This is a genomic window from Arthrobacter saudimassiliensis (assembly GCF_059090665.1).
In genome coordinates, this window is the sequence record NZ_JBNHFX010000003.1 from 281,615 (window position 1) to 303,038 (window position 21,424).

At 72.7% G+C, this 21,424-nt stretch carries 15 protein-coding genes; 6 read left to right on the forward strand and 9 right to left on the reverse strand.

Annotated features, from left to right (window positions below; all coding sequences use genetic code 11):
* The first annotated feature begins 8 nt into the window (after positions 1 to 8).
* Positions 9 to 1,409 carry a DUF58 domain-containing protein gene (locus AC5RV6_RS12505; RefSeq protein WP_494007655.1) on the forward strand — a complete coding sequence of 467 codons (1,401 nt, stop codon included), beginning with the start codon at positions 9 to 11 and terminating at the stop codon, positions 1,407 to 1,409.
* Complete coding sequence (locus tag AC5RV6_RS12510) at positions 1,406 to 3,712, forward strand: transglutaminase TgpA family protein (RefSeq protein WP_494007656.1); 2,307 nt, start codon at positions 1,406 to 1,408, stop codon at positions 3,710 to 3,712. Before AC5RV6_RS12505 ends, AC5RV6_RS12510 begins: the two co-directional genes overlap by 4 nt.
* A gap of 75 nt (positions 3,713 to 3,787) precedes the next feature.
* On the opposite strand, the gene AC5RV6_RS12515 is transcribed toward AC5RV6_RS12510, so the two are convergent.
* Both AC5RV6_RS12515 and rsmI read right to left on the reverse strand, forming a co-directional pair.
* On the reverse strand, positions 3,788 to 5,269 hold the full coding sequence (locus AC5RV6_RS12515) for an NAD-dependent succinate-semialdehyde dehydrogenase (protein WP_494007657.1): 1,482 nt from the start codon (positions 5,267 to 5,269) through the stop codon (positions 3,788 to 3,790).
* A gap of 160 nt (positions 5,270 to 5,429) precedes the next feature.
* Positions 5,430 to 6,302: a 16S rRNA (cytidine(1402)-2'-O)-methyltransferase gene (gene rsmI / locus AC5RV6_RS12520; RefSeq protein ID WP_494008081.1), complete on the reverse strand. Its 873-nt coding sequence runs from the start codon at positions 6,300 to 6,302 to the stop codon at positions 5,430 to 5,432.
* A gap of 107 nt (positions 6,303 to 6,409) precedes the next feature.
* Here rsmI and AC5RV6_RS12525 point away from each other — a divergent pair, with 107 nt between their 5' ends.
* Positions 6,410 to 8,029 carry a dolichyl-phosphate-mannose--protein mannosyltransferase gene (locus AC5RV6_RS12525; protein WP_494007658.1) on the forward strand — a complete coding sequence of 540 codons (1,620 nt, stop codon included), beginning with the start codon at positions 6,410 to 6,412 and terminating at the stop codon, positions 8,027 to 8,029.
* A 39-nt stretch (positions 8,030 to 8,068) separates the two neighbouring features.
* Entirely contained in the window at positions 8,069 to 9,874 is a 1,806-nt protein-coding gene (locus AC5RV6_RS12530; protein ID WP_494008082.1) for an AMP-dependent synthetase/ligase, read from the forward strand.
* A gap of 98 nt (positions 9,875 to 9,972) precedes the next feature.
* On the opposite strand, the gene AC5RV6_RS12535 is transcribed toward AC5RV6_RS12530, so the two are convergent.
* Both AC5RV6_RS12535 and AC5RV6_RS12540 read right to left on the reverse strand, forming a co-directional pair.
* Positions 9,973 to 11,466 carry a TIGR01906 family membrane protein gene (locus tag AC5RV6_RS12535; protein ID WP_494007659.1) on the reverse strand — a complete coding sequence of 498 codons (1,494 nt, stop codon included), beginning with the start codon at positions 11,464 to 11,466 and terminating at the stop codon, positions 9,973 to 9,975.
* A 137-nt stretch (positions 11,467 to 11,603) separates the two neighbouring features.
* Entirely contained in the window at positions 11,604 to 12,596 is a 993-nt protein-coding gene (locus tag AC5RV6_RS12540; RefSeq protein WP_494007660.1) for a stage II sporulation protein M, read from the reverse strand.
* Positions 12,597 to 12,697: 101 nt separating this feature from the next.
* On the opposite strand from AC5RV6_RS12540, the gene AC5RV6_RS12545 reads away from it, so the two are divergent.
* A complete protein-coding gene (locus AC5RV6_RS12545) occupies positions 12,698 to 13,495 on the forward strand; it encodes an RDD family protein (protein ID WP_494007661.1) in 798 nt (265 codons plus the stop codon).
* A gap of 106 nt (positions 13,496 to 13,601) precedes the next feature.
* On the opposite strand, the gene ahcY is transcribed toward AC5RV6_RS12545, so the two are convergent.
* From ahcY to AC5RV6_RS12560, 3 genes are all read right to left on the reverse strand, one after another.
* Positions 13,602 to 15,080: an adenosylhomocysteinase gene (gene ahcY / locus AC5RV6_RS12550; protein WP_494007662.1), complete on the reverse strand. Its 1,479-nt coding sequence runs from the start codon at positions 15,078 to 15,080 to the stop codon at positions 13,602 to 13,604.
* A gap of 12 nt (positions 15,081 to 15,092) precedes the next feature.
* Positions 15,093 to 15,293 (reverse strand): Trm112 family protein, encoded by a 201-nt coding sequence (locus AC5RV6_RS12555; protein ID WP_494007663.1) that lies wholly within the window; start codon positions 15,291 to 15,293, stop codon positions 15,093 to 15,095.
* A gap of 115 nt (positions 15,294 to 15,408) precedes the next feature.
* Positions 15,409 to 15,801 (reverse strand): DUF3499 domain-containing protein, encoded by a 393-nt coding sequence (locus AC5RV6_RS12560; RefSeq protein ID WP_494007664.1) that lies wholly within the window; start codon positions 15,799 to 15,801, stop codon positions 15,409 to 15,411.
* A 115-nt stretch (positions 15,802 to 15,916) separates the two neighbouring features.
* Here AC5RV6_RS12560 and AC5RV6_RS12565 point away from each other — a divergent pair, with 115 nt between their 5' ends.
* Positions 15,917 to 16,402 (forward strand): metallopeptidase family protein, encoded by a 486-nt coding sequence (locus AC5RV6_RS12565; protein WP_494007665.1) that lies wholly within the window; start codon positions 15,917 to 15,919, stop codon positions 16,400 to 16,402.
* On the opposite strand, the gene AC5RV6_RS12570 is transcribed toward AC5RV6_RS12565, so the two are convergent.
* Together AC5RV6_RS12570 and AC5RV6_RS12575 are read right to left on the reverse strand one after the other, a co-directional pair.
* Positions 16,396 to 17,970, reverse strand: a complete 1,575-nt coding sequence (locus tag AC5RV6_RS12570; protein ID WP_494007666.1) for a DUF5719 family protein — start codon at positions 17,968 to 17,970, stop codon at positions 16,396 to 16,398. The genes AC5RV6_RS12565 and AC5RV6_RS12570 overlap by 7 nt on opposite strands.
* A complete protein-coding gene (locus AC5RV6_RS12575) occupies positions 17,970 to 21,419 on the reverse strand; it encodes a glycosyltransferase (protein WP_494007667.1) in 3,450 nt (1,149 codons plus the stop codon). The genes AC5RV6_RS12570 and AC5RV6_RS12575 overlap by 1 nt, the downstream gene beginning before the upstream one ends.
* Positions 21,420 to 21,424 lie beyond the last annotated feature (5 nt).

Consider the following 21,424-nt stretch of genomic DNA (forward strand, 5'->3'; position numbering starts at 1 on the left):
CCGCCGCGATGCTCGCCCGCCTGCTGCCGTCCACCTCGCTGACCCGCCGCGGAGCCGGTTTCCTGGTCTCCGCCGCTGCTGCCCTCCTGGCCGCGTGGGTCCTGGGGCGGCGGGACCTGCTCACGCTGGCGGTCTTCCTGGCCGCCCTGCCGGCCGCCTCCGCCGTCCTGCTCCGGCTGGCCCGGCCGCGGCTGGACATCCGGCGCTCCTTCACGCCTCCGGTGGTGGAGGCAGGCACCCCGGCTACGGTCCGGCTGGCGGTGTCCGCGCCGCGTCTTCCGGTGTCGTCGGTGACCATGCATGAGGGCCTGCCGGCCCGGTTCGGACAAAGCCCCGCCTTCCATTTCCCTCCCCTGTCCGCGCGGGGTGCGCTGAGGGCGGACTATGAGTACCGGCTTCGTTCGGGCCGGCGCGGGGTCTTCCGGATCGGCCCGGCGGGCGCCGTGTTCATCGACCCGCTCGGACTGGCCCGTTCGGACCAGGAGCTGGGCGGCAGCGACCGGCTGGTCGTCGCGCCCGCACCGCTGCCGCTTCCGGCCCCGTTCCCCGACGCGGCCGGCGGTCCGGACGGTACCGTGCTCCATCCCCGGCCGGGCGGTCCCAGCGACGATGAGGCGACCACGCGCGGTTACCGGCCAGGGGATCCGATGCGCCGGGTCCACTGGGCCGCCACGGCGCGGCATGCGCAGCTGATGGTGCGGCAGGAACAACCCATTTCGACTCCGTGGGCGACGCTGCTGCTGGACCGGCGCGAGGCTGTGCACGGTCGGAGCGCCGCCGCGTCGCTGTGGGAGGAGGCCCCTGATCTGCACACCAGCGACTCCTTCGAGTGGTGCGTGACGATGACCGTGTCCGCGGCGGCGCACCTGGCCGGCGCCGGGTGGGCCCTCAGCGCCGTGGATCAGGCGGGCCGGCCCATGCTCGCCGGCTCGTCATCCTGCGCTGATCCGGACAGGGACGAGTTCGTGGGCGGGGCCGGACTGCAGGATTTCGCTGAAGGCCTGGCGGCCCTTGGCCTGCAGCCGAACGGCAGCGACGCCGGCCAGGGGACCGCGTTTGGGCAGCCGCTGGCCGGGAAGCTGGCTGAGGCCCGCTACCGGGGGCCGCTGATCGCCGTTCTCGGCGCCCTGACCGCCGCAGAGGCCCGTGCCCTGGCCGCCCTGTCCGGTCCCGGCGGGCAGGCATTCGCTGTGCTGGCCCTCGACTCGCCCGGCACCGCCCGGGAGGGAATCCGCGTGCTTCGAAGCGCAGGGTGGCAGGTGGCAGCGGTCACCCCGGACACGCCCGTTCCCGTGGCGTGGAGCATGCTGGACGCACTGCCCGCCCGCGGAGCGCCCGCCGCGCAGGTACCGGGACGCCCGGCTCCGGCGGGCGGCCGGGCAGGCGCCGGAGTCGGGGGCAGGCGATGACCCTCACCGCCCCGCCACGGTCCGTTTCTTCCCCCGCGCGCCCGACCCCGCCCGACGCCGGACTCCGCGCCACGGCGTCAGTGACGGCGGCCGTGCTCGCCGCTTCGCTGAGTCTCAGCGGTGTCCTGGACGGTGCATCCTGGCTGCTGCCGCTGGCTTTCTGCATCCTGGCCGCCCTGGGTGCGGGAGCGGCGGCCCGGAGGCTCCGCGCCCCGCTGCCGCTGGTGCCCGCCGCGGAGCTGGCCGCCCTCGGGTTGGCCCTCTGCGTGGCCTTCACGGCGGAGCACAACCTGCTCGGGGTGGTGCCCACCGCAGAGTCGGTGCGGCATCTCGGCGTGCTCCTGGACCAGGCCCAGGCAGCGGTGTCCACGCAGGTCATTCCGGTCCTCGCCGAACCCGGGGTGGTGTTCCTGGCCTGCCTGGGCGTCGGCCTGATGGCCGTGCTCACCGACACGCTCGCCGTCACGCTGCGCATGCCGGGGAGCGCCGGAGCCGGGCTGCTCGCCATCCTGGTCGTTCCCGCTGTCATCAAACCGAACAGCGTCGGTGCCCTGCCGTTCATCCTTGCCGCCGGCGGATACGTGGCGGTGCTGGTCATCTGCGCGCGCCGGGAGGACGGCGGTGCCGAGGACAGCCGTCGGTCCCCCCTGGCCGCCGTCGGCGTCGGCGGCGCCGCGCTCGTCCTGGCTCTGGTGGTACCGCTGGCGGTTCCCGGGTTCACCTCCGGTTCCTTTCCCCAGGGCGCCAGGTTCCAGCTCGGCTCCGGCGGCAGCGGACTGAACCCGGTGGTCACCCTGGGCAGCGACCTGCGCCGGCCGACCGCCACCGGGCGCATCACCTACGCCACCGACGCCGCCGACCCCGTCTATCTGCGCTCCACTACGGTGGAGGACTTCTCCGGCGCCAGGTGGGGGCCCACCGCCCGTGATGAAAGCCGACGCCGCGGCGTCTCCACGATGGTGCCGGCGGAGGCCGCCCTGGCGGTTCCGGCGGCCCGGACGACCACGCGCGTCAGCTCCCGCACCTACTCAAGTCCGTGGCTGCTGGCCCCCTACGCCGCAACATCGGTCAACGGGGTGGAGGGCGCCTGGACGTGGGATCCGCGGACCATGAGCATCCGCACCGTCGACGGCGGCTCCTCCTCCGGAGCCGACTATGAGGTCCAAAGCCTGGACCTCAGGATCACCCGGGAGCAGCTTGCCGCGTTGCCGGCCGCCCCGGGCGATGGCCTCGACCCCGTCTTCACGGACCTGCCGGACGACGTTCCGCAATCGCTGGCCGACGCTGCCCGGGAGGCGGCGGCCGATGCCGGGAGGCCGTATGAGCAGGCCATGGCCCTGCAGGCCTACCTGCGCGGGCCGGAGTTCAGCTATTCCCTGGAGGCGCCGGTCGACGGCGGCTACGACGGCAACGGGATGAGCGTGCTGGAGGGCTTCATGCGGGAGCGTTCCGGCTACTGCATCCACTTCGCGGCCGCGATGGCGGTCATGGCCCGGGAGCTGGGCATTCCCAGCCGGATGGCACTGGGCTACGCCCCCGGGCGCTCCACCGGCGAGGTGACGGAGGGCAGCGGCGGAATCCAGCTGCGCGAGTACGCCGTCGATGCCCGCGACGCCCACGCCTGGCCGGAGCTGTACTTCGAGGGGGCGGGCTGGGTGCGTTTTGAACCGACGCCCTCGCGCGGTTCGGTTCCCGCGTATGCGCGGGAACCGCAGGCCGGGCCCGACGCGGTACGGGAGGATGACATCGATCCGCGCGGCGGGCAGGTTCCCCCGCCTGCTGCTCCGCCGAGGACTCCGGCGCCCGCCGACAGCCCGGAGGCTGCTTCGGAGGCACCGGCGGAGACCGGAATGGCACCCTGGGCGGGCGTCCTGGTCGGCCTGCTCGCCGCTGTGGGCGCCCTGCTGGCCCCCTGGCAGCTGCGGCGTCATCGCAGGTCCAGGCGGCGGGCTGCGGCGGAGCACCCCGGCCGCGGGGACCCGCCCGCGGCAGCCGCATGGCAGGAGGCGGTCGACCTGGGCCACGACTACGGGACCGGCATGCACACTGCCGATACGGCAGCCGGCTATGCGGCGCGGCTGGCGGCCGGCCTGAACCCGGAAGGCGCGGAGGCGGTGGACCGGCTGCGGGCAGCGTTCGAGCAGGAGAGCTATGCCCGGAGCGGTCTCCGGGCCGGCAGGCCGCCGGAAGCGGACTGGAGCGACGTCCGCCGGCTCCAGGCCGCCCTCGATGCCGCGTCCGGTCCGGTGGCCCGGATCAAGGCACGGGTGCTCCCCGCGTCCCTGGGCCGGACCCGCCCGTAGGGCCGGGACCGAGCTCCCAACGACGGAAGGAGCGGGGCCGCACCGCGGCTCCCGCTCCTTCCGGTCCTGAGACGGCTAGGACGCGTACGGGTCGGCGATGCCGATGTACTGCGTGTAGAGGTACTCCTCGATGCCTTCGTCGCCGCCTTCGCGGCCCAGGCCGGACTGCTTCACGCCGCCGAACGGGGCGGCCGCGTTGGACACCACGCCGGCGTTCAGGCCGAGCATGCCGGTCTCCAGCTTTTCACCGATCCGCAGGCCGCGGTTCAGGTCCTCGGTGAACACGTAGGCCACCAGGCCGTATTCGGTGTTGTTGGCCAGCGCCACCGCCTCGTCCTCGGTGGAGAAGGTGACCACGGGGGCCACCGGTCCGAAGATCTCCTCCTTGAGGATCTGGGCGTCCGCGGGCACGTCCGCGAGCACCGTGGGCTGGTAGAAGTAGCCCGGGCCTTCCACCGGAGCACCGCCGACGACGGCCTTGGCGCCGCGCTCGACGGCGTCGGTGACCAGGGAGTGCACCTTGTCGCGGGACTTGGCATCGATCAGCGGGCCGACCTTGGACTCGTCCTCGGTGCCGCGGGCCGGGGTCATGGCGGCGACCTTCTCGGCGAACTTCGCGGCGAACTCCTCAGCCACCGACTCGTGCACGATGAAGCGGTTGGCGGCGGTGCAGGCCTCGCCCATGTTGCGCAGCTTGGCGGCCATGGCACCGGTCACGGCCTTGTCCAGGTCGGCGTCCTCGAAGACCACGAACGGGGCGTTGCCGCCCAGCTCCATGGAGGTGCGCAGCACCTTGTCGGCGGCGTCGCGGATCAGGCCCTGGCCCACCGGGGTGGAGCCGGTGAAGGAGACCTTGCGCAGCCGGTCATCCTTCATGATCGGTCCGGTGACCTCGCCGGCCTTGGTGGTGGAGACGACGTTCAGCACGCCGGCGGGCAGCCCGGCCTCGATCATGACGGCGGCGAACAGCTGGCTGGTCAGCGGAGTGAGCTTGGCGGGCTTGAGCACCATGGTGCAGCCGGCGGCCACGGCCGGGGCGATCTTGCGGGTGGCCATGGCCAGCGGGAAGTTCCAGGGCGTGATCAGCAGGCAGGGACCGACAGGCTTCTTGGTGACCATGAGCCGGGACTTGCCGTCCGGGCTGGTGCCGTAGCGGCCGGAGATGCGCACGGCCTCCTCCGAGAACCACCGCAGGAACTCGGCGCCGTAGGCGACCTCGCCGCGCGCCTCGGCCAGCGGCTTGCCCATTTCCAGGGTCATCAGCAGAGCGAAGTCCTCGGCCCGCTCGGTGACCAGTTCAAAGGCGCGGCGCAGGATCTCCCCGCGCTCACGGGGGGCGGTGCGGGCCCATGCGTCCTGGGCGGCTGCAGCGGCGTCCATCGCGGCCGCGCCGTCCTCGGTGGAGGCATCCGCGATGCTCAGCAGCACCTTGCCGGTGGCCGGGTCCTCGACGTCGAAGGTCTTTCCGCCCGCTGCCTCGCGCCACTCGCCGTTGATCAGCAGTCCGGTGGGGACGGTCGCCAGCAGTTGCGCCTCGCGCTCAGCGGTAATAGCCATGGATGTAGCCTCCAGATTCGGCGGATGGGTGCGGGCGGGTGCCCGGGTGATTGTCTTCACCGTAAGTGGCGCGGACAAATACTGTAAATACAGTGCTGCACTGTGACGGGCGGCCGCGGTTGTGCAGCCGCACAGCCAGCGGCGGAGGGGCCCTGCCCGGTCAGGAGGCGGGCGGTGCGCTGCGGGAGTGCAGGACGGCCTCGTAGAGTTCGCGGCGGCTCACCCGGGCGTCGGCCGCGACCGCGGCGACGGCGTCCTTGAGCCGGGAGCCGTCGGCGATGAGGGCGTTCACGGCCGCCACGTGGTCCTCGGGCCGGGCGGGTTCCGGTTCCGGCGCCCCTTCGACGACCACGGCGATTTCACCGCGGATCTCCGACTCCTCGGCCCATTCCAGCAGCCGGCGCAGCGGGCCGCGCAGCACCTGCTCGTGCAGCTTGGTCAGCTCGCGGGCCACCGCCGCCCGGCGCTCCGGGCCGAAGGCCTCGTCCAGGGCACGCAGCATCACCTCGAGCCGGTGCGGCGCCTCAAAGAAGACCATGGTCCGCCGCTCCCCCGCCAGTTCCGCGAGCCGTGCGGCGCGGTCCCCGGCCTTGCGCGGCAGGAACCCCTCGAAGCAGAACCGATCGGTGGGCAGCCCCGACAGGGCCAGGGCCGTCAGGACGGCGGACGCGCCGGGTGCCGCGGTCACCGGAAGGTCCTGCTCAACCGCGGCGGCCACGAGCCGGAAGCCCGGGTCGGAGACCGCCGGCATGCCGGCGTCGGTCACCACAAGCAGGGTGGCGCCGCCGCGGACGGCGGCGAGCAGCTCCGCCGTTCGGGTTGCTTCGTTGTGCTCGTGGTAGCTGATCGTCCGGCCGGTCACCGTGATGCCGAGGGCGGAGACGAGCCGGTGCAGGCGCCGGGTGTCCTCCGCGGCGACAATGTCCGCTGTCTGCAGCAGCTCCACCAGCCGCGGCGTGGCGTCGCCCATGTTTCCGATCGGAGTCGCGGCCAGGACGATCCCTCCCGGTCCTGCCCCCTGGCCGCCCGTCACGGCAGCGCCGCCGGTGCTGCGGGGGTCGTTGCGGGGAGTGTTGCCGGTGCCTTCGGGGGTGCCTGTATCCACTCTCCTACCCTACGCGAGCGGCTAAGGTGGAGCGCGTGAGCCCTGCTACGACCGTCGGCACGCGACCGGCCGCGCCGCTGCTCCAGGACCCGGCCGCCGCGTTCCGGTACCCCGTCCTGGTCGAGCGCCTCGGAGCGCTGCGCCTGGACCGGCGGGCAGCCGGCTGGATCGCCGCCCTGGCCGCCGCCGTCGTCGCCGGGGTCCTGCGCTTCGTCCGGCTGGGCGAGCCGGGCAGCCTGGTGTTCGACGAGACGTACTACGTGAAGGACGCCTTTTCCTACCTCCAGTCCGGGTATGAGCGGGCCTGGCCGGAGGACGCCAACGACTCGTTCAACGCCGGTTCTCCGGTCGGGCCGCTCGATGAGCCCGAATATGTGGTCCATCCGCCGGTCGGGAAGTGGATGATCGCGTTGGGCATGCAGCTGTTCGGCACGGACAACGCGTTCGGCTGGCGCTTCGGTGCGGCTCTGGCCGGTTCACTCACGGTCCTGCTGGTTGCCCTGATCGCCTGGCGGTTGTTCCGCTCGCCCGCCCTCGGCTTCACCGCCGGGCTGCTGCTAGCCGTGGACGGACACCATCTGGTGCATTCGCGCACGTCGCTGCTCGATGTCTTCCTCACCTTCTGGATCACCGTCGGCTTCGGTGCCCTGCTGCTGGACCGCTATGACGGGCGACGGCGGCTGGCGGCCCGCCTGGCGGAGGACGCGCGCGGCGCGGCGCAACGCATGGCTCCGGTCTGGGGTCCGTGGGTGCTGTGGCGTCCGTGGCGGCTGGCGGCCGGGCTGTGCCTGGGCCTCGCCGTGGGCACCAAGTGGTCGGCGCTGGCCTTCGTTGCCGTGTTCGGGCTGATGAGCGTGCTCTGGGATGTTTCGGCACGCCGGGTGGCCGGGGTCCGGCTCTGGCTGCCCGCCGGAGTGTTTAAGGACGGGCTGCCCGCCTTCTTCACCCTGCTGCCCGCCGCACTGGCCTCCTACCTCGCGGCATGGACCGGCTGGTTCCGGTCCGACGGCGCGTACAACCGGTCCTGGGCCGAGCAGAACCCCGGCGAGGGCTGGCAATGGCTGCCGGCACCGCTGCGGTCCCTCGCCGACTACCACCGCAGCGCCTATGTCTTCCACAACGGGCTGGGCTCGGAGCATCCCTACGAGTCGAGCGCCTGGAGCTGGCTGCTGCTGGGCCGGCCGACCTCCTTCCACTACGAAACCTACGCAGCCGGCGAGGCCGGCTGCGCTGCGGCCAGCTGCTCGGCCGCCGTCACCTCCGTGGGCAATCCGCTGATCTGGTGGGCGGCCGCCCTCTGCCTGCCGCTGCTGCTCCTGTGCTGGCTGGGGCGGCGGGACTGGCGCGCCGGTGCCGTGCTGGCCGGCGTCGCGGCCGGATATCTGCCCTGGTTCGCGTTTCCCGACCGAACCATGTTTTACTTCTACGCCGTCTCTTTCCTGCCCTTCCTGGTGCTGGGGCTGACCTACGTCCTGGGTCTGGCCGCCGGCCCCCCCGAAGCTCCGGCCCGACGCCGGCGGATCGGACTGCTCGCCATCGGGGCGTACCTGGTGGCGGTACTGCTGGCCTCCGCGTTCTTTGTTCCGGTCTGGACGGCCGAGGTTATCCCGTATCCTGACTGGCGGCTCCGCATGTGGATGCCCAGCTGGATCTAGCAACAAAAAGTGCCACAAGCACGGAAAGTGAGGCCGCGGTTGCGCGAGTCCGCCACGGATCTGCTCGTCCATCTGCCTGAGGGATCCAACACCACCGACCTGCTCCTGAAGGTCCACGCCGAGGCGCCGGGGCGGCCGCTCTACGCTGTCAAGGACGATCAGGGCCGCTGGCAGGACATCAGCGCCGCCCGGTTCCTGGCCCAGGTCTCCGAACTCGCCAAGGGGCTGATCGGGCTCGGCGTGCAGCCCGGCGACAGCGTGGCGGTCATGTCCCGCACCCGCTATGAATGGACCCTGGTGGACGTGGCGATCTGGTTCGCGGGAGCGGTGACGGTGCCGATCTATGAGACCTCCTCCGCCAGCCAGGTGGAGTGGATCCTCCAGGACTCCGGTGCCTCCCATGTCTTCGTGGAGGATGCCCGCAAGGCGGCCGTCGTCCATGCCGCGGCGGCGGCGTCGGGCGCCAAGGTGGGGCTGTGGCTGATGGACGGTGAGGGGCCGGACTCGCTGGACGGTGTGCGTGCCGCCGGCGTCCCGATCACGGACGACGAGCTGGAGGCCGCGCGGTCCAAGCCGGGCCTGGCCGACGTCGCCTCGATGGTGTACACGTCCGGCACCACCGGGCGCCCCAAGGGCTGCGAGATCACGCACGGCAACTTCGCGCTCTTCGCGGTCAACGTCCCCGAGTTCCTGCCCGAAATGCTCAAGCCCGAAGGCTCCAGCACGCTCATGTTCCTTCCCCTGGCCCATGTCCTGGCCCGCGCGGTGCAGGTGGGCTGCATCGCCAGCGGCATCCGGCTGGGGCACAGCAGCCCGAACGACCTCATGGAGGACATGGCCTCGTTCCAGCCCACCTTCATCCTCGCCGTGCCCCGGATCTTCGAGAAGATCCACGCCGGCGCGGCGGCGAAGGCCGAGGCCGCCGGCAAGGGAAAGCTGTTCCGGGCGGCGTCCGCCACGGCGATCGCCTATTCCGAAGCACAGGACCGTGCCCGCCGCGGCGGCCGCGGTCCCTCGCCGGTGCTCAAGGCCCGGCACGCGGTGTTCGACCGCCTCCTTTTCCCCCGGGTGCGGGCCGCCTTCGGCGGGCAGCTGAAGATCGCCATCTCCGGGGCGAGCGCACTCTCCCCCACCCTCGCCCACTTCTTCCGCGGCGCGGGCATCACGGTTCTGGAGGGGTACGGCCTGACCGAAACGACCGCGCCTCTCTCGGTCAACACGGTGCCGCTGACCCGGGTCGGCAGCGTCGGCCTGCCGATGCCCGGCACGAGCGTCCGCATCGCCGACGACGGTGAGGTGCTGGCGTCCGGGGCTGGAGTGTTCCGCGGCTACCACAACAACCCCGAGGCCACGGCGGAGGCGTTTGCCGGCGGCTGGTTCCACACGGGCGACGTCGGCACCCTGGACGACGACGGGTTCCTCACGATCACCGGCCGCAAGAAGGACCTGCTCGTCACCGCCGGGGGCAAGAACGTCGCCCCCGGCCCGCTGGAGGAGAAGATCCGGGAGCACCGGCTGGTCTCCCAGGTGGTCGTCGTCGGCGAAGGGCGGCCCTACGTTGCCGCGCTGATCACCCTGGACGAGGAGGAGATGACCGCCTGGGCCCGGGAAAAGGGACTTTCCGCCGTGCCCGCCGCGGATGATCCGCGGGTGCTGGAACAGATCCAGCAGGCCATCGACGCCGCCAACGCCACCGTCTCCCGGGCGGAACAGATCCGCAGGTTCCGGACCCTGGGCCGGGACTTCTCCCTGGAGTCAGGGCACCTGACCGCCACGCTGAAGCTGCGCCGGAACGCAGTCATCGCAGACCACGCCGCCGAGGTGGAACTGCTTTACGCCCGGTAGCCGATCCACGGCAGGGCATACGCCGAGGCCCCGGCCGCTCCTTCAGGAGCGGCCGGGGCCTCGGCGTATGCGGCGGGCGTGCCGGTCTGGACGTCCTGTCAGTGCACGTCTTCAAGGGCCGCGCGGCGCCGGAGCCGCGCCGCTTCGCGGGCCTTCCGATCCTTCTCCCGACGGCGCCGGGTCGGCCACGCCGCCGCCAGCACCGCCACGCAGACCAGGAGAACGATCCCGGCAATGGCGATGCCCGCATCCATCCAGAACTGGGCCGGGAAGAGCCGGATCAGGGTGTCATCGAGGCGGAAGGTCCAGTTGCCCTGGGCAAAAAAGACATTGTGCATCTGCGTGAAGAACTGCTCCCAGCTCAGCACGGCCGTCACCACGAGGGCGCCGATCAGCACCAGGGTCAGCAGCGCACCGCTGAACAGCGCCCTCCGGATGCCGCCGGGGCTGCGGCGGGCCAGGTAGACGGCGGCGAGGATGCTCAGCAGCAGCATGCCCAGGGCGGTCAGGAAGGCCACCGTCAGCACAGTCTTGACGTCGGCCATGTGGCTGACCTCGGTGTCCAGGTACAGCGGCTGGCCGTCGGCGGCAACGAGGTCTCCCAAGTAGCGCGGCCCGGACCAGTTCAGCAGGTAGTCCACCGCATAGGACCCGTAGGTCATGCGGTCCTCGGTGCTGAAACCGTAGGCGTCTGCGGGGAAGCCCGGGCGGTGGTATTCAATCCACAGGAACAGCGGGGTGGCGACCGCGCGGATCGCGGCGGCCAGCAGCATCACGGGGAAGAAGACGGCGATCATGACCTGCAGCACGCGGGCCAGGACCGGGCGGGGGTCGGCTGCGGCTTCACGTTCCGCCGCGCGGCGCCGTGCCTCCGCCGCCTCCTCGGGGCTCAGCCCATCGGTGTCACCGGCGTCGGCGGCGTCGTCGTCCGTCCGGTCGTCCTGTCCCTGCGGGGAGGCTGCATGCGATCCCGCTGCCCGGGGCGCCGCGGCTGACGGTACGGCAGCGGTGGTGGCAGCGGCAGGGCCGTCCGCCGGGGACGCCGCAGCCTTCGCATCCGTGGTGGGTGACTGGGGCTTCGGGTCAGCCTCCGGGCTGTTGCCGGTGTCGGAGGCGTCCCCGCCCCCGGCGCGCTCCAGGCGGCTGATGTCCGGCAGCGTGCTCGCCCGCCGCATCGGCAGCGAGCTGCGCTGGGCCAGCGAGGGGTGCCCACCGGGAACGGTACCGTTGCGGGAGACGTTCTCGGCTCCGGTGTCCGGAACGGCGGCGGCCTCCGGAACAGCTCCGGATTGGGGAACGGCGCCCGTTGCCTCGGGAACAGCTCCGGCTTCGGGAGCGGCCCGGAGCGCGGCTGCGTCGGCGGCTGCGGGCCCGCCGGGGCGGGCCTCCTGCGGGCCGGTGTCGGGCAGGGCGGCGGCGAATGCCGCGTCCCAGGCGTCGTGGTCGTGGTCCGGCGCTTCGCCGTCGGGCCCGGCGGGGCGGCCTTGATCCTCCGACTGGGCACCAGCTCCGGGGTCGGGTGCCTCGGTGGCGCCCTCTGCCGGCCCTTCCCTGCGTGGGCCCGGTGTGGGGGTTTCATCCTGGCTTGCCACGGCTTCCTTTCGGTTCCCTCTGCGTCGTTCCGCCGTCATGGGGGACGACGGCGTCCTTCTGTCCTCCCAAAGACACTACCGGCAGAGCGGACTGCGGGATGGCCGCCACCCCGGACCGTAACCAAGCCGCCGCCTGGTCAGGCCGTGCGGACCTGGTCCCCGGCGTCGCGCACGTACAGGTCGCCCCGGTGGCCGGCCCGCCATGCCCGGCGGCCCAGGATCAGCGTGTAGGCCCAGTACGCGGCCAGGACAGCCGCGCCGATCCCGATCTTCACGCCCACCGGGAGGCTGCTGGGCGTAACGAACCCCTCCACCAGCCCGGAGATGAACAGCACCAGGACCAGGCCAAGGCCCACGGTCATCAGGGACCGGCCCTCCGCCGCCAGCGCGTCCAGCCGGCGCCGCCGCCCGGGCGCCACCCAGGCCCAGAAGATCCGCAGTCCCGCGGCGGCCGCGATGAACACCGCAGTCAGCTCCATCAGCCCGTGCGGGAGGATGTAGCTGAAGAAGACGTCGAGCCGGTCGTAGGCGGCGAACAGTCCGGCGGACTGGCCCACGCCCACGGCGTTGACCAGCAGGACGTAGGGCACGAAAATCCCGGTGATACCGAAGGCCACGCACTGCAGGGCGATCCAGGCGTTGTTGGTCCACACCTGCCCGGCGAACGAGGCGGCCGGGTTTTCCGAGTAGTAGTTGATGAAGTCATCTTCCAGGTACCGCCGGATCTCGCTGTCCGTCCCGATGGCGGCCAGGGCCCCCGGGGTGCCGGCCACCCAGGCCGCGCTGAGCCAGCCGACCAGGATGAACGCCGCCATGCAGGCCACGGTCAGCCAGCGGATCCGGTAGAAGGCCGCCGGCAGCGAGAACGCGAAGAACGTGCCCAGGTCCTCGGCGAAGTTGGAACGGGCGCCCGTCAGGCGGGTCCGGGCCCGGGACAGCCGCATGGACAGGGCCGCCGACAACGCGCCCTCCGGCTCCACCGAGCGGACCATCGAGAGGTGGGTGGAAGTGCGCTGGTAGAGGCGCAGCAGCTCATCAGCCTCGACGCCGCTCAGCCGCCGCCGCGCAGCCAGCTGGTCCAGCCGGTCCCAGTCGGCCCGGTTCACGGTGCTGAAGGCGTCAATGTCCACGGGCTCTACCCTAGCGCCCGGACCGCCGCTGCGCCGGTCCCCGCACGGCGGGACTGCGGCGCTGGGTAGAGTGGCTTCGGAACGGACGGGGAGGAAACGGCATGGGAAGTGTGGTCACCGGCGAAGCCGTGGTCCTGGAGCTGCGTCCGGCGTCCTTCGGCGCGCGCATGCTGGGGGCAGCGATCGACGTCGCCGCGCAGGTGATCCTGCTCGTCCTGCTGCTTGCGCTCATGTCGCCGCTGCTGGACCGGCTTGATCCGGCCGCCGCCCAGGCGGCCCTGCTGCTCACCGTGGTCGGGGTTTTCCTGCTGCTGCCGGTGGCGGTGGAGACCCTCACCCGCGGCCGCTCGCTCGGCCGGCTGGCCATGGGCCTGCGGATTGTCCGTGACGACGGCGGCGCCGTCCGTTTCCGGCACGCCTTCATCCGGGCCCTGGTGGGCATCCTGGAGATCTACCTGACCCTGGGGTCGGTGGCTTTCCTGGCCGCTGTGTTCAACGAGCGGTCCAAACGGGTGGGCGACATGCTGGCCGGTACGTACTCGCTGCGGGACCGGGTGGCGGCGCAGCGGCCCGCGCCTCTGCATACCCCGGTGGAGCTGCAGCCGTGGGCGGCGCTGGCGGATCTGGGCCGGCTGCCCGACGGCCTCGCCCGCCGGATCCACCGCTTCCTGATGCAGGCTCCCCGGATGGCGCCGGCGTCCCGGGCCGCTCTTGGCGCGTCCCTTGCCGCGGAGGCTGCGGGCTACACCGCGCCCCCGCCCCCGCCGCACACGCACCCCGAGGCGTTCCTGCTGGCGCTGCTGTCCGAGCGCCGGAACCGGGACCTGCACCGTCTTGCCGGGCGCCGGCAGCGCAGCGAGATGCTGGCGCAGCGCCTGCACCGGCTGCCCTTCGAATAGCAGCCGGTCCCTGGACGGAACATTCGAGCCGGCGTGGGTGGAACGGAAAGGGCGGATGCGTGCTGCGCATCCGCCCTTTCCGTTCCGCCTGTTCCGCCTGTTCCGCCTAGTAGCGGTAGTGCTCGGGCTTGTACGGTCCTGCCGGGTCCACGCCCAGGTACTCGGCCTGCGGCTTGGTGAGCTCGGTCAGCTCCACGCCCAGGGCATCCAGGTGCAGGCGCGCCACCTTCTCGTCCAGCAGCTTGGGCAGCACGTAGACCTGGTTCGCGTACCCGCCGTCCTCGGGAGCGAGGCCGTGCTTGGTGAACAGCTCGATCTGCCCGATGGTCTGGTTGGCGAAGGAGTTGCTCATCACGAAGGACGGATGGCCGGTGGCGTTGCCGAGGTTGAGCAGCCGGCCCTCGGAGAGCACGATGATGCTGCGCTGGGTGTCGGTGCCCTCATCGAAGATCCACTCGTGGACCTGGGGCTTGATCTCCACCTTGCGGATGCCGGGCACCTTCGCGAGGCCGGCCATGTCGATCTCGTTGTCGAAGTGCCCGACGTTGCCCACGATCGCCTGGTGCTTCATCGCCGCCATATGGCGGGCCATGATGATGTCCTTGTTGCCGGTGGTGGTGATGAAGATGTCGCCCTGGTCCAGCACGGATTCCAGCCGCGCGACCTGGTAGCCGTCCATGGCAGCCTGCAGGGCGCAGATCGGATCGATCTCAGTGACGATCACCCGGGCGCCCTGCCCGCGCAGGGCCTCGGCGGCTCCCTTGCCGACGTCGCCGTAGCCGCAGACGACGGCGACCTTGCCGCCGATCAGCGTGTCGGTGGCGCGGTTCAGCCCGTCGGGCAGGGAGTGGCGGATCCCGTACTTGTTGTCGAACTTGGACTTGGTGACCGAGTCGTTCACGTTGATCGCCGGGAACAGCAGCTTGCCTTCGGAGGCCAGCTGGTAGAGGCGCAGCACGCCGGTGGTGGTTTCCTCGGTGACGCCGCGGATGCCGGCGGCAATACGGGTGAACTTCTGCGGGTCCGAGGCGAGGGAGGCGCGCAGCCGGTCCAGGATGATCGTGTACTCGTGGGAGTAGTCGGGATCGTCCTCGGCCGGATTCGGGGGAACCGCGCCCGCGGCCTCGAACTCGACGCCCTTGTGCAGCAGCAGGGTGGCGTCGCCGCCGTCGTCGAGGATCATGTTGGGGCCGCCGGAGCCTTCAGGCCAGGTGAGGATCTGCTCGGCCGTCCACCAGTATTCCTCCAGCGACTCGTTCTTCCAGGCGAAGACGGGAACGCCGCGGGGATCCTCGGGCGTGCCGGTACCCACCACCATGGCGGCGGCTGCTTCGTCCTGGGTCGAGAACATGTTGCAGGAGGCCCAGCGGACCTCGGCGCCGAGGGCGGTGAGTGTCTCGATGAGGACGGCGGTCTGCACCGTCATGTGCAGGGAGCCGGCGATGCGGGCGCCCTTCAGCGGCTGGCTGGGGCCGTATTCGCGGCGCAGCGCCATCAGCCCCGGCATCTCATGCTCGGCCAGGCGGATCTGGTGGCGGCCGGCTTCGGCCAGGGACAGGTCGGCTACCTTGTAGTCAAAGCTCACGCGTGTCAATCCTCAGTTGGTGGTGTCGGTGCCGTCGGCGGGGGCCGGGCTGGACTCCTGCTGCGGCAGGAGGACGGGGATGCCTTCGTCGAGGCGGTAGCGGAAGGTGGCGCCGGGGCCGGTCGACACCAGCTCGTCACCTTCCTGGACCAGCGGGGTGCGTGTCACGGGGCAGCGCAGCACCGCCAGCAGTTCTGCGGTCAGTTTTGCCATGGGCCGGGCTCTTCCTTCAGGACGGACGGCGGCCGCCGATACTGCGGCCCTTCCCTCCCAGCCTAGCGCCTCGGTCCGACCTCAGGGCGGGGTTAAGCGGCGCGCTGAGGCCGGTTCAGCCCTGCTCGCGCAGCACGCGCAGGTGGGCGCGCCGGGTGAGCGGGGCGTCGGCGGGCGGCTCGATGACGTGGCGCCCGGGGCGGCGCGGGCCGTCGGGATCGGTTTCCGGTTCGGTGTCCGCCTCCGGTTCGCGGACGGCGTCGACGATGGCGGAGAGCTCATCCCGTCGGGCAGTGCGCGGCTGTCCGGCCAGGTCAAGCCGGAGCACTTCCCAGCCGCGCGGCACGGTGAGCCGGTCGGCGTGCTGGGAACACAGGTCGTAGCAGTGCGGTTCGGCGTAAACCGCCAAGGGCCCGAGCACCGCGGTGGAATCGGCGTACACGTAGGTCAGGGTTGCCACCGCGGGGTTGCGGCAGGCGGATCGTGAGCACTGGCGTATTGATTCCACGGAGGACCACTCTACAGCGCCCGGCCGCGGCAGGGCCGAAGGCACGCCGTGGCCTGCCGTCTCCCCCGGCCCGGCTGCCGGGACGGCGGCCCGGGCCAAGGGTTACAGTGGGCGTATGTCTCCTGCATCGCCGCTCCGGATCGATTCCGAGGCTTCCGGCACCGGCCGGCCGTACCGGCTTCGGCGGCGGAACCGGCATGGCCGGGGGCTGCGCGGGGAACTGATCCCCCGGCACCTGGCGGGCTCCCGCACCCGGGGGGAACGCTTCGAGGACTGGGTCATGGAGTCCGCCGCCCGGCTGGAACGGATGTGGGGCGAACAGCTCCAGTCCTACCAGTTCATGGTGGCGGAGATTCCGCCCGGGCTGGAGGACCTGGCCCGGTCCGGGGAACCCGTGCCCCTCGGCGCTGCAGAGCCCGGCGGCCGCGGTCGGCCCCCGGTGATTACCGTGTACCGGCGCCCGGTCGAGTCAGCCGCCCGGGGCCTGGTCGCCGTGGAGGAGCTGGTCCATGACGTGGTGGTGGAGCAGCTGGCCACCCATATGAACCTCGAACCCGAAGCGGTCGACCCTGGTTACGGGCGCTACCGGCCGCTTCAGTAGCCGAGCCCGACCTCCACGCTGCGGCCGCCGATGCCGCCCCGAGGCACCGGCACGGTCGAGATGCCGGTCTCTCCGGTGGAAACCACCTGCGCGGCATACACCTCGTCACCTGCGGAACTGATCAGCAGGGCCGACGTCGCGTCACCGCCGACGTCGGACGGTGCGATCGTCACGGTGCCGGCCGCAGCGAGGTCAAGCAGCCGCTCACCCACCACGGCCCCGTCCGGGCCCACGGCCAGCAGCTGCACCTCGGCCGGGCCGGCCGGGGCGGTCAGGACCAGTGAAGCGCTGCCCGCAGCGGGCATGAGGGCGAGCTGCTCGCCGCTGAGCCGCGCCGCGGAGGGCGCGACGGCGAAGTCGGCCGGCGCTTCCGGGTCCGTGCCGCGGCTGAACACGGCCGCTCCGAGGACCGCAACGTCGGATGTCACTTCCAGGGTCCAGCTGCCCGGCGGCAGGTCCAGGGGCAGCAGCGCGGACCGGCCGGCGGGCACATCGGACCGTTCCGCGACCACCTGCTTGCGGCCGTCGGTCCCGATGGCACGGACCGTCACAGCGGCCGGCGTGGTTCCCGGGACGGTGACCTGCACCGCGCTGGCCGCGGAGGCGTAGCGGTCGCGGCTGAGCCGGGCCGAGTCCTGGGCGGGCTGCAGCCTCAGGCCCGGAATGACCTGGCGCTGTGCCGGCGACGCGGCAGGCTGGATCAGTTCGACACCGCCGGGGGTGAGCCCGCGCAGGATGTTCTGCTGGATGACCGCGGCGACCGGACCGCCGGAGCTGCGCACGTGCACCGCCACCGCCTCCTGCCCGGCGGCCAGGCCAGCGAGGACCACGGAGCGGGTCTCCCCGGGGGCCACCGCGAGGCCGCGGGTACCGGCGGACTGCACCGGGCCCTCCCCGGTGTAGATGTCCAGGTCCACGCTTGCCGCGGTCGCCGAAGCGTTCGTCAGCTGGAGGACCGTGGAAACGCCCACGGTCGTCCTGGCCCCTGCCAGCCAAATGTCGTTGCCGGGCGCCTGGCAGTTTGCGGCCGCGAGGCCGGTCAGGTCGCCGTCGTCCGCGGTGAAGGTGAGCTGGGCGTTGGCGAGGGCCTGCCGCACGCCTGCCGGGTCCACCCTGAGCACGGTGGCGGCGCCGACCTCCTGCGCGGGCAGCGTGGCGGCTCCGCGCACGTTCGTCAGCGGGGTCTCGTCGGAGCCGCCGAGGGCGCGCACCGTCTCTCCGGCCAGGGTATCCAGCCGTGCGTCCGGAGCCGCGCTCCCGGCCTCGGCCAGGACCAGGGATTTCACCCGGGTACGAGCGGATTCGGACGCGGGGCTGAACTGGGCGTCCGTTCCGGCGACGTTTCCCGAGAGCAGCCGGGGCGGCTCGGCGCAGACGGCCGCCAGGTCCGGGGCCGGTACCTCCACCGGCGGAGCCGCTACCGTGCGCCCCGCGCCGCCGGCACCGGCCAGCGTTCCCGCCGCCACCAGCGCGGCGGTGACCGCAACGATTCCGGCTCCCGCGGCGGCCCGCCCCGGGCCGGCACCGGTTCCGGCACGCCGGGCAGGTGCCGCCTTCCTGACTGCCATCAATGTGCCTCTTCCTCGTGGCGCGCCTTCTCGGCAGCGGGCCGGCCTGCCGGATTCTCCGCGTCGGTCATGTCGTTGGGCCGGGACTCCGGAGGTTCCCCCGTGACTGTCGCCGGAGCCGGCGCGGCGGCTGTTTCCGGCGAGGCAGCCGGTGCAGCCGCCGGCGGTGCGGGCGGCGGAGCCAGGCCGGCTCCGGCCGCTGCGCCGGGCAGCCGCGGAGCCGTCCGGCGGGCGGGGACCGGGACGGCCAGCAGCAGCGTCAGGGCCAGGACGGTGGCCTGGACCACTTCGGTCCACGGCTGCCAGGGGCTGCTGTACCCCACTTCCAGGTGGCCGCCCTCCGCCGGCAGGGCGAAGGCCTGCGCCCACCCGTCCGTCGCATCCTCGAGGGGCCTGCCGTCCAGCTGGGCATACCAGCCCGGATCGCTGCGTTCGGACAGCACCAGCCGGCGACCCTCGCCGCCCGGCTGCAGTTCGCCCGAGGCGTCCTGCAGGCCGGAGTCCAGGACGGCTTCCGTGGCGCCGTCCTCCGCTTCGACCCGCACCCGTCCAATCTGCCCGGATTCGGCTTCTGTGCCCTGCTCATCGAGGTCTCCGGTGACCCGCCAGAGCCAGCCGGCGTTCGTGCTGCCGACCGCGGCCAGGCCCGGTACGGCGTCGATCCGCGAGGCCAGCAGCTCCGAGGCCGTGGAGGAATGCTGCAGCACGACGAAGGCCGCGCCGAGGCGGTGCAGTTCCGCGCCGGGGTCGGTGCCGTTGCCTTCGGTGATGATGGCGACGGCGCGGCGGATGTCCGCGGCAGCGGCGTCGTCCCGGGCAAGCTGCCCGGCGGGATCGGAGCCGACGACGGCGCGGGATGAGGCGGCGGCGGACAGCGAGTCCAGGGTCGTGCCGCTGCCGCGCATCAGCGCCGCGGTGACGGTGCCGGCGGAGTCGGTGCCGATCACCAGGGCGTGCGTGTGCTCCGGGCCGGTTCCACGGTCCGCGGCCGTCATCGGCAGGGTGGCCGGAGCCGACTCCCGCACGCTGATCCGGCTGCCCGGCAGCACCGGGCCGGCGTCCAGACCGTCCACCAGCGTCGGAACGGTCCAGGCGGCCAGGGACAGGGCGGGCCCGGCACCCAGCAGCACCGTGAGGACGACGGCGGAGGTGCGGCGTGCGCGCTGCGGGGAGGTCCGGCGTCGGGCGCCCTGCCGGCGGCTTCCCAGCAGGGCCTGCGCGGCGGGCAGGCCCGCCGCAAGCAGGCAGAAGCCCGCGATGCCGACCAGCGGTCCGGGGAACGGGGCCACGATGCCCGTCGCCGCCGCGCCGGTGGCGAGGTGGCCGGCGGCCGCTGCGGTGCCCAGCGAGGCCAGGGCCAGCAGCCAGCACAGCCTGGCCAGGCCCGGCCTGGGGCCGAGGAACAGGCCCAGCACGGCCAGGACCACGGTCGGCGCCCCGATGATCAGTGCCGCGGCCAGCGCCCAGGGCACTGTCTCCGGCAGCGTCTCCGAGAGCGGATCGAAGATATCAAAGCGGATCGGGTAGCCCAGCAGCTGCTGCCAGGGATCCGCTGCGGCGAAGCCCAGGGGAAGCCCGGGGTCTGCAGCGAGTGCCCTCGGGTTCCCGGAAAGGGCGGAAAGGACGTTGGGCAGCAGCACGGCTGCGGGCGGCAGCAGGGCCCACCACAGGGTGCGTGCCCGCCGCCGCAGCCCCAGCATGAGCGCAACGACCGCGAGCACCATGACGGGCACCGTGGACGGAGAGCAGGCGGCCAGCACGGCGAAGGCCAGGCCGGCTCCGGCGGCGGCCGTCCAGCTGGGCATGCCGCCGGTGCCCGGACGCGGGCGCACGGGGGCTTCGTTCGGACCCGGCGCGGCTGCGGTTTCCGTGCCGCCGGCGCCCACCGCCCGTGCCGTGGCCAGCACGGCCAGGGGAATCGCCAGATGCGCGATGACCGCCCCCAGCCGGCCCTCCCCCAGGGCCAGGTGCAGCGCCGGGGCGGATCCCCAGGCCATGGCGGCCCAGAACCGCAGGCCCCTGCGGCGCGTGAACGCACCGGCCGCGAACCAGGCGGCCACCCCGGCGGCGGGCAGCGCGATCAGCAGCAGGACCAGCACGGCGGCGTTGGCATTGCCGGCCCCGGCTGCGCCGAGCAGCCACAGCAGATAATCGAAGGGGTCGCCGTGCCCCGGAACCCCTGCCCCCACGGCGGACCACCAGCCCGAAGCGTGCGCCCAGATGTCGCCCAGCCGTTCGGAGACGGGCAGCAGCGCGCCGCCGGCCGCGGCCGGCGCTCCGAGCAGTCCGCGCAGCGCGAGCAGCGAGGCGCCCAGCAGCACCAGCGCCGCGGTCAGCGCCCCCAGCCCCACCCAGGTCCGGGAGGGCGCTGCCAGATCGGTGAAGTCATCGTGCAGGTCGCCCGTCGGCTCGTGTGCCGAAGGGCCGACGGCGCCGGCCTCATCTGCCCCGGAGGCCGCCCGCGACTCGAAAAGGGAACGGCGGTGTTCGCGCACCTCGCGCGGTCCGGTCACCAGGGCGTTGACGGCGCTGCGGGGCCTGGTCCGGGTGGCTGCGGCGACACGGCGGGAGCGGGCCAGCTCCAGCGGATGCAGCACGCCGGCCACGCTTGCACCCAGGGAGCGGACGGCATAGCCGGGCTGCTTGGCGACCATGCCGAGCAGGAAGCGCCACAGCCCGCCGAGTACCGCGCCGACAGCCAGGAACGGCACCTGCCAGCCGGGGGCATGCTTGAGGCGCAGCTGGGTTTCGCTGCGCCGTGCGGCCCAGGCGGCCTGGGCAGCGGGGGTCCTGGAGCCGGCGTGGCGGATCCTCGCCTGCGGCACCACGATGACCCGGTGACCGGCCAGGCGGGCCCGCCAGCACAGGTCGATGTCGTCGCCGGGACCGGGAAGCGCGGGGTCGAACCCGCCGAGGGCGGTCCAGACGTCACGGCGGACCAGCATCCCGGCCGAGTTGACCGCGAAGGTGTCGCTGCGCGCGTCGTACTGCCCCTGATCCAGCTCATCGGCGTCGATCAGGGTCAGGCGTTCCGCCCAGCGGCTGACGGAGAGGCCGGCTTCGGCCAGGCGGCGCGGGTTGTTCCAACCCACCAGCTTGCCGCCGGCCACCGCGACGGACGGGGCGCGCTCCACGGCCAGGAGCAGTTCCTCCAGCGCCCGGGGATCGGGAGCGGAGTCGTCGTGCAGCAGCCAGATCCATTCCTGCTCGGCGCCGTCGGAGAATGCGGCGGGAAGTTCAGCCAGACCGGCGCTGACCGCCTGGCCGAAGCGGCTGCGCTCCGGGGCGGCAATCACCGGGCTGCCTACCGGAAGGCCCAGCTGCAGCAGGGACGCGGAGGCGTCGTCGGACCCGGTGTCCACGCCGATGCAGAAATCCACCGGCCTGCTCTGACCGGCCAGGGCGTCCAGGGTGTGGGGAAGGTACTGCGCGCCGTTGTGGGCGACCACGACGG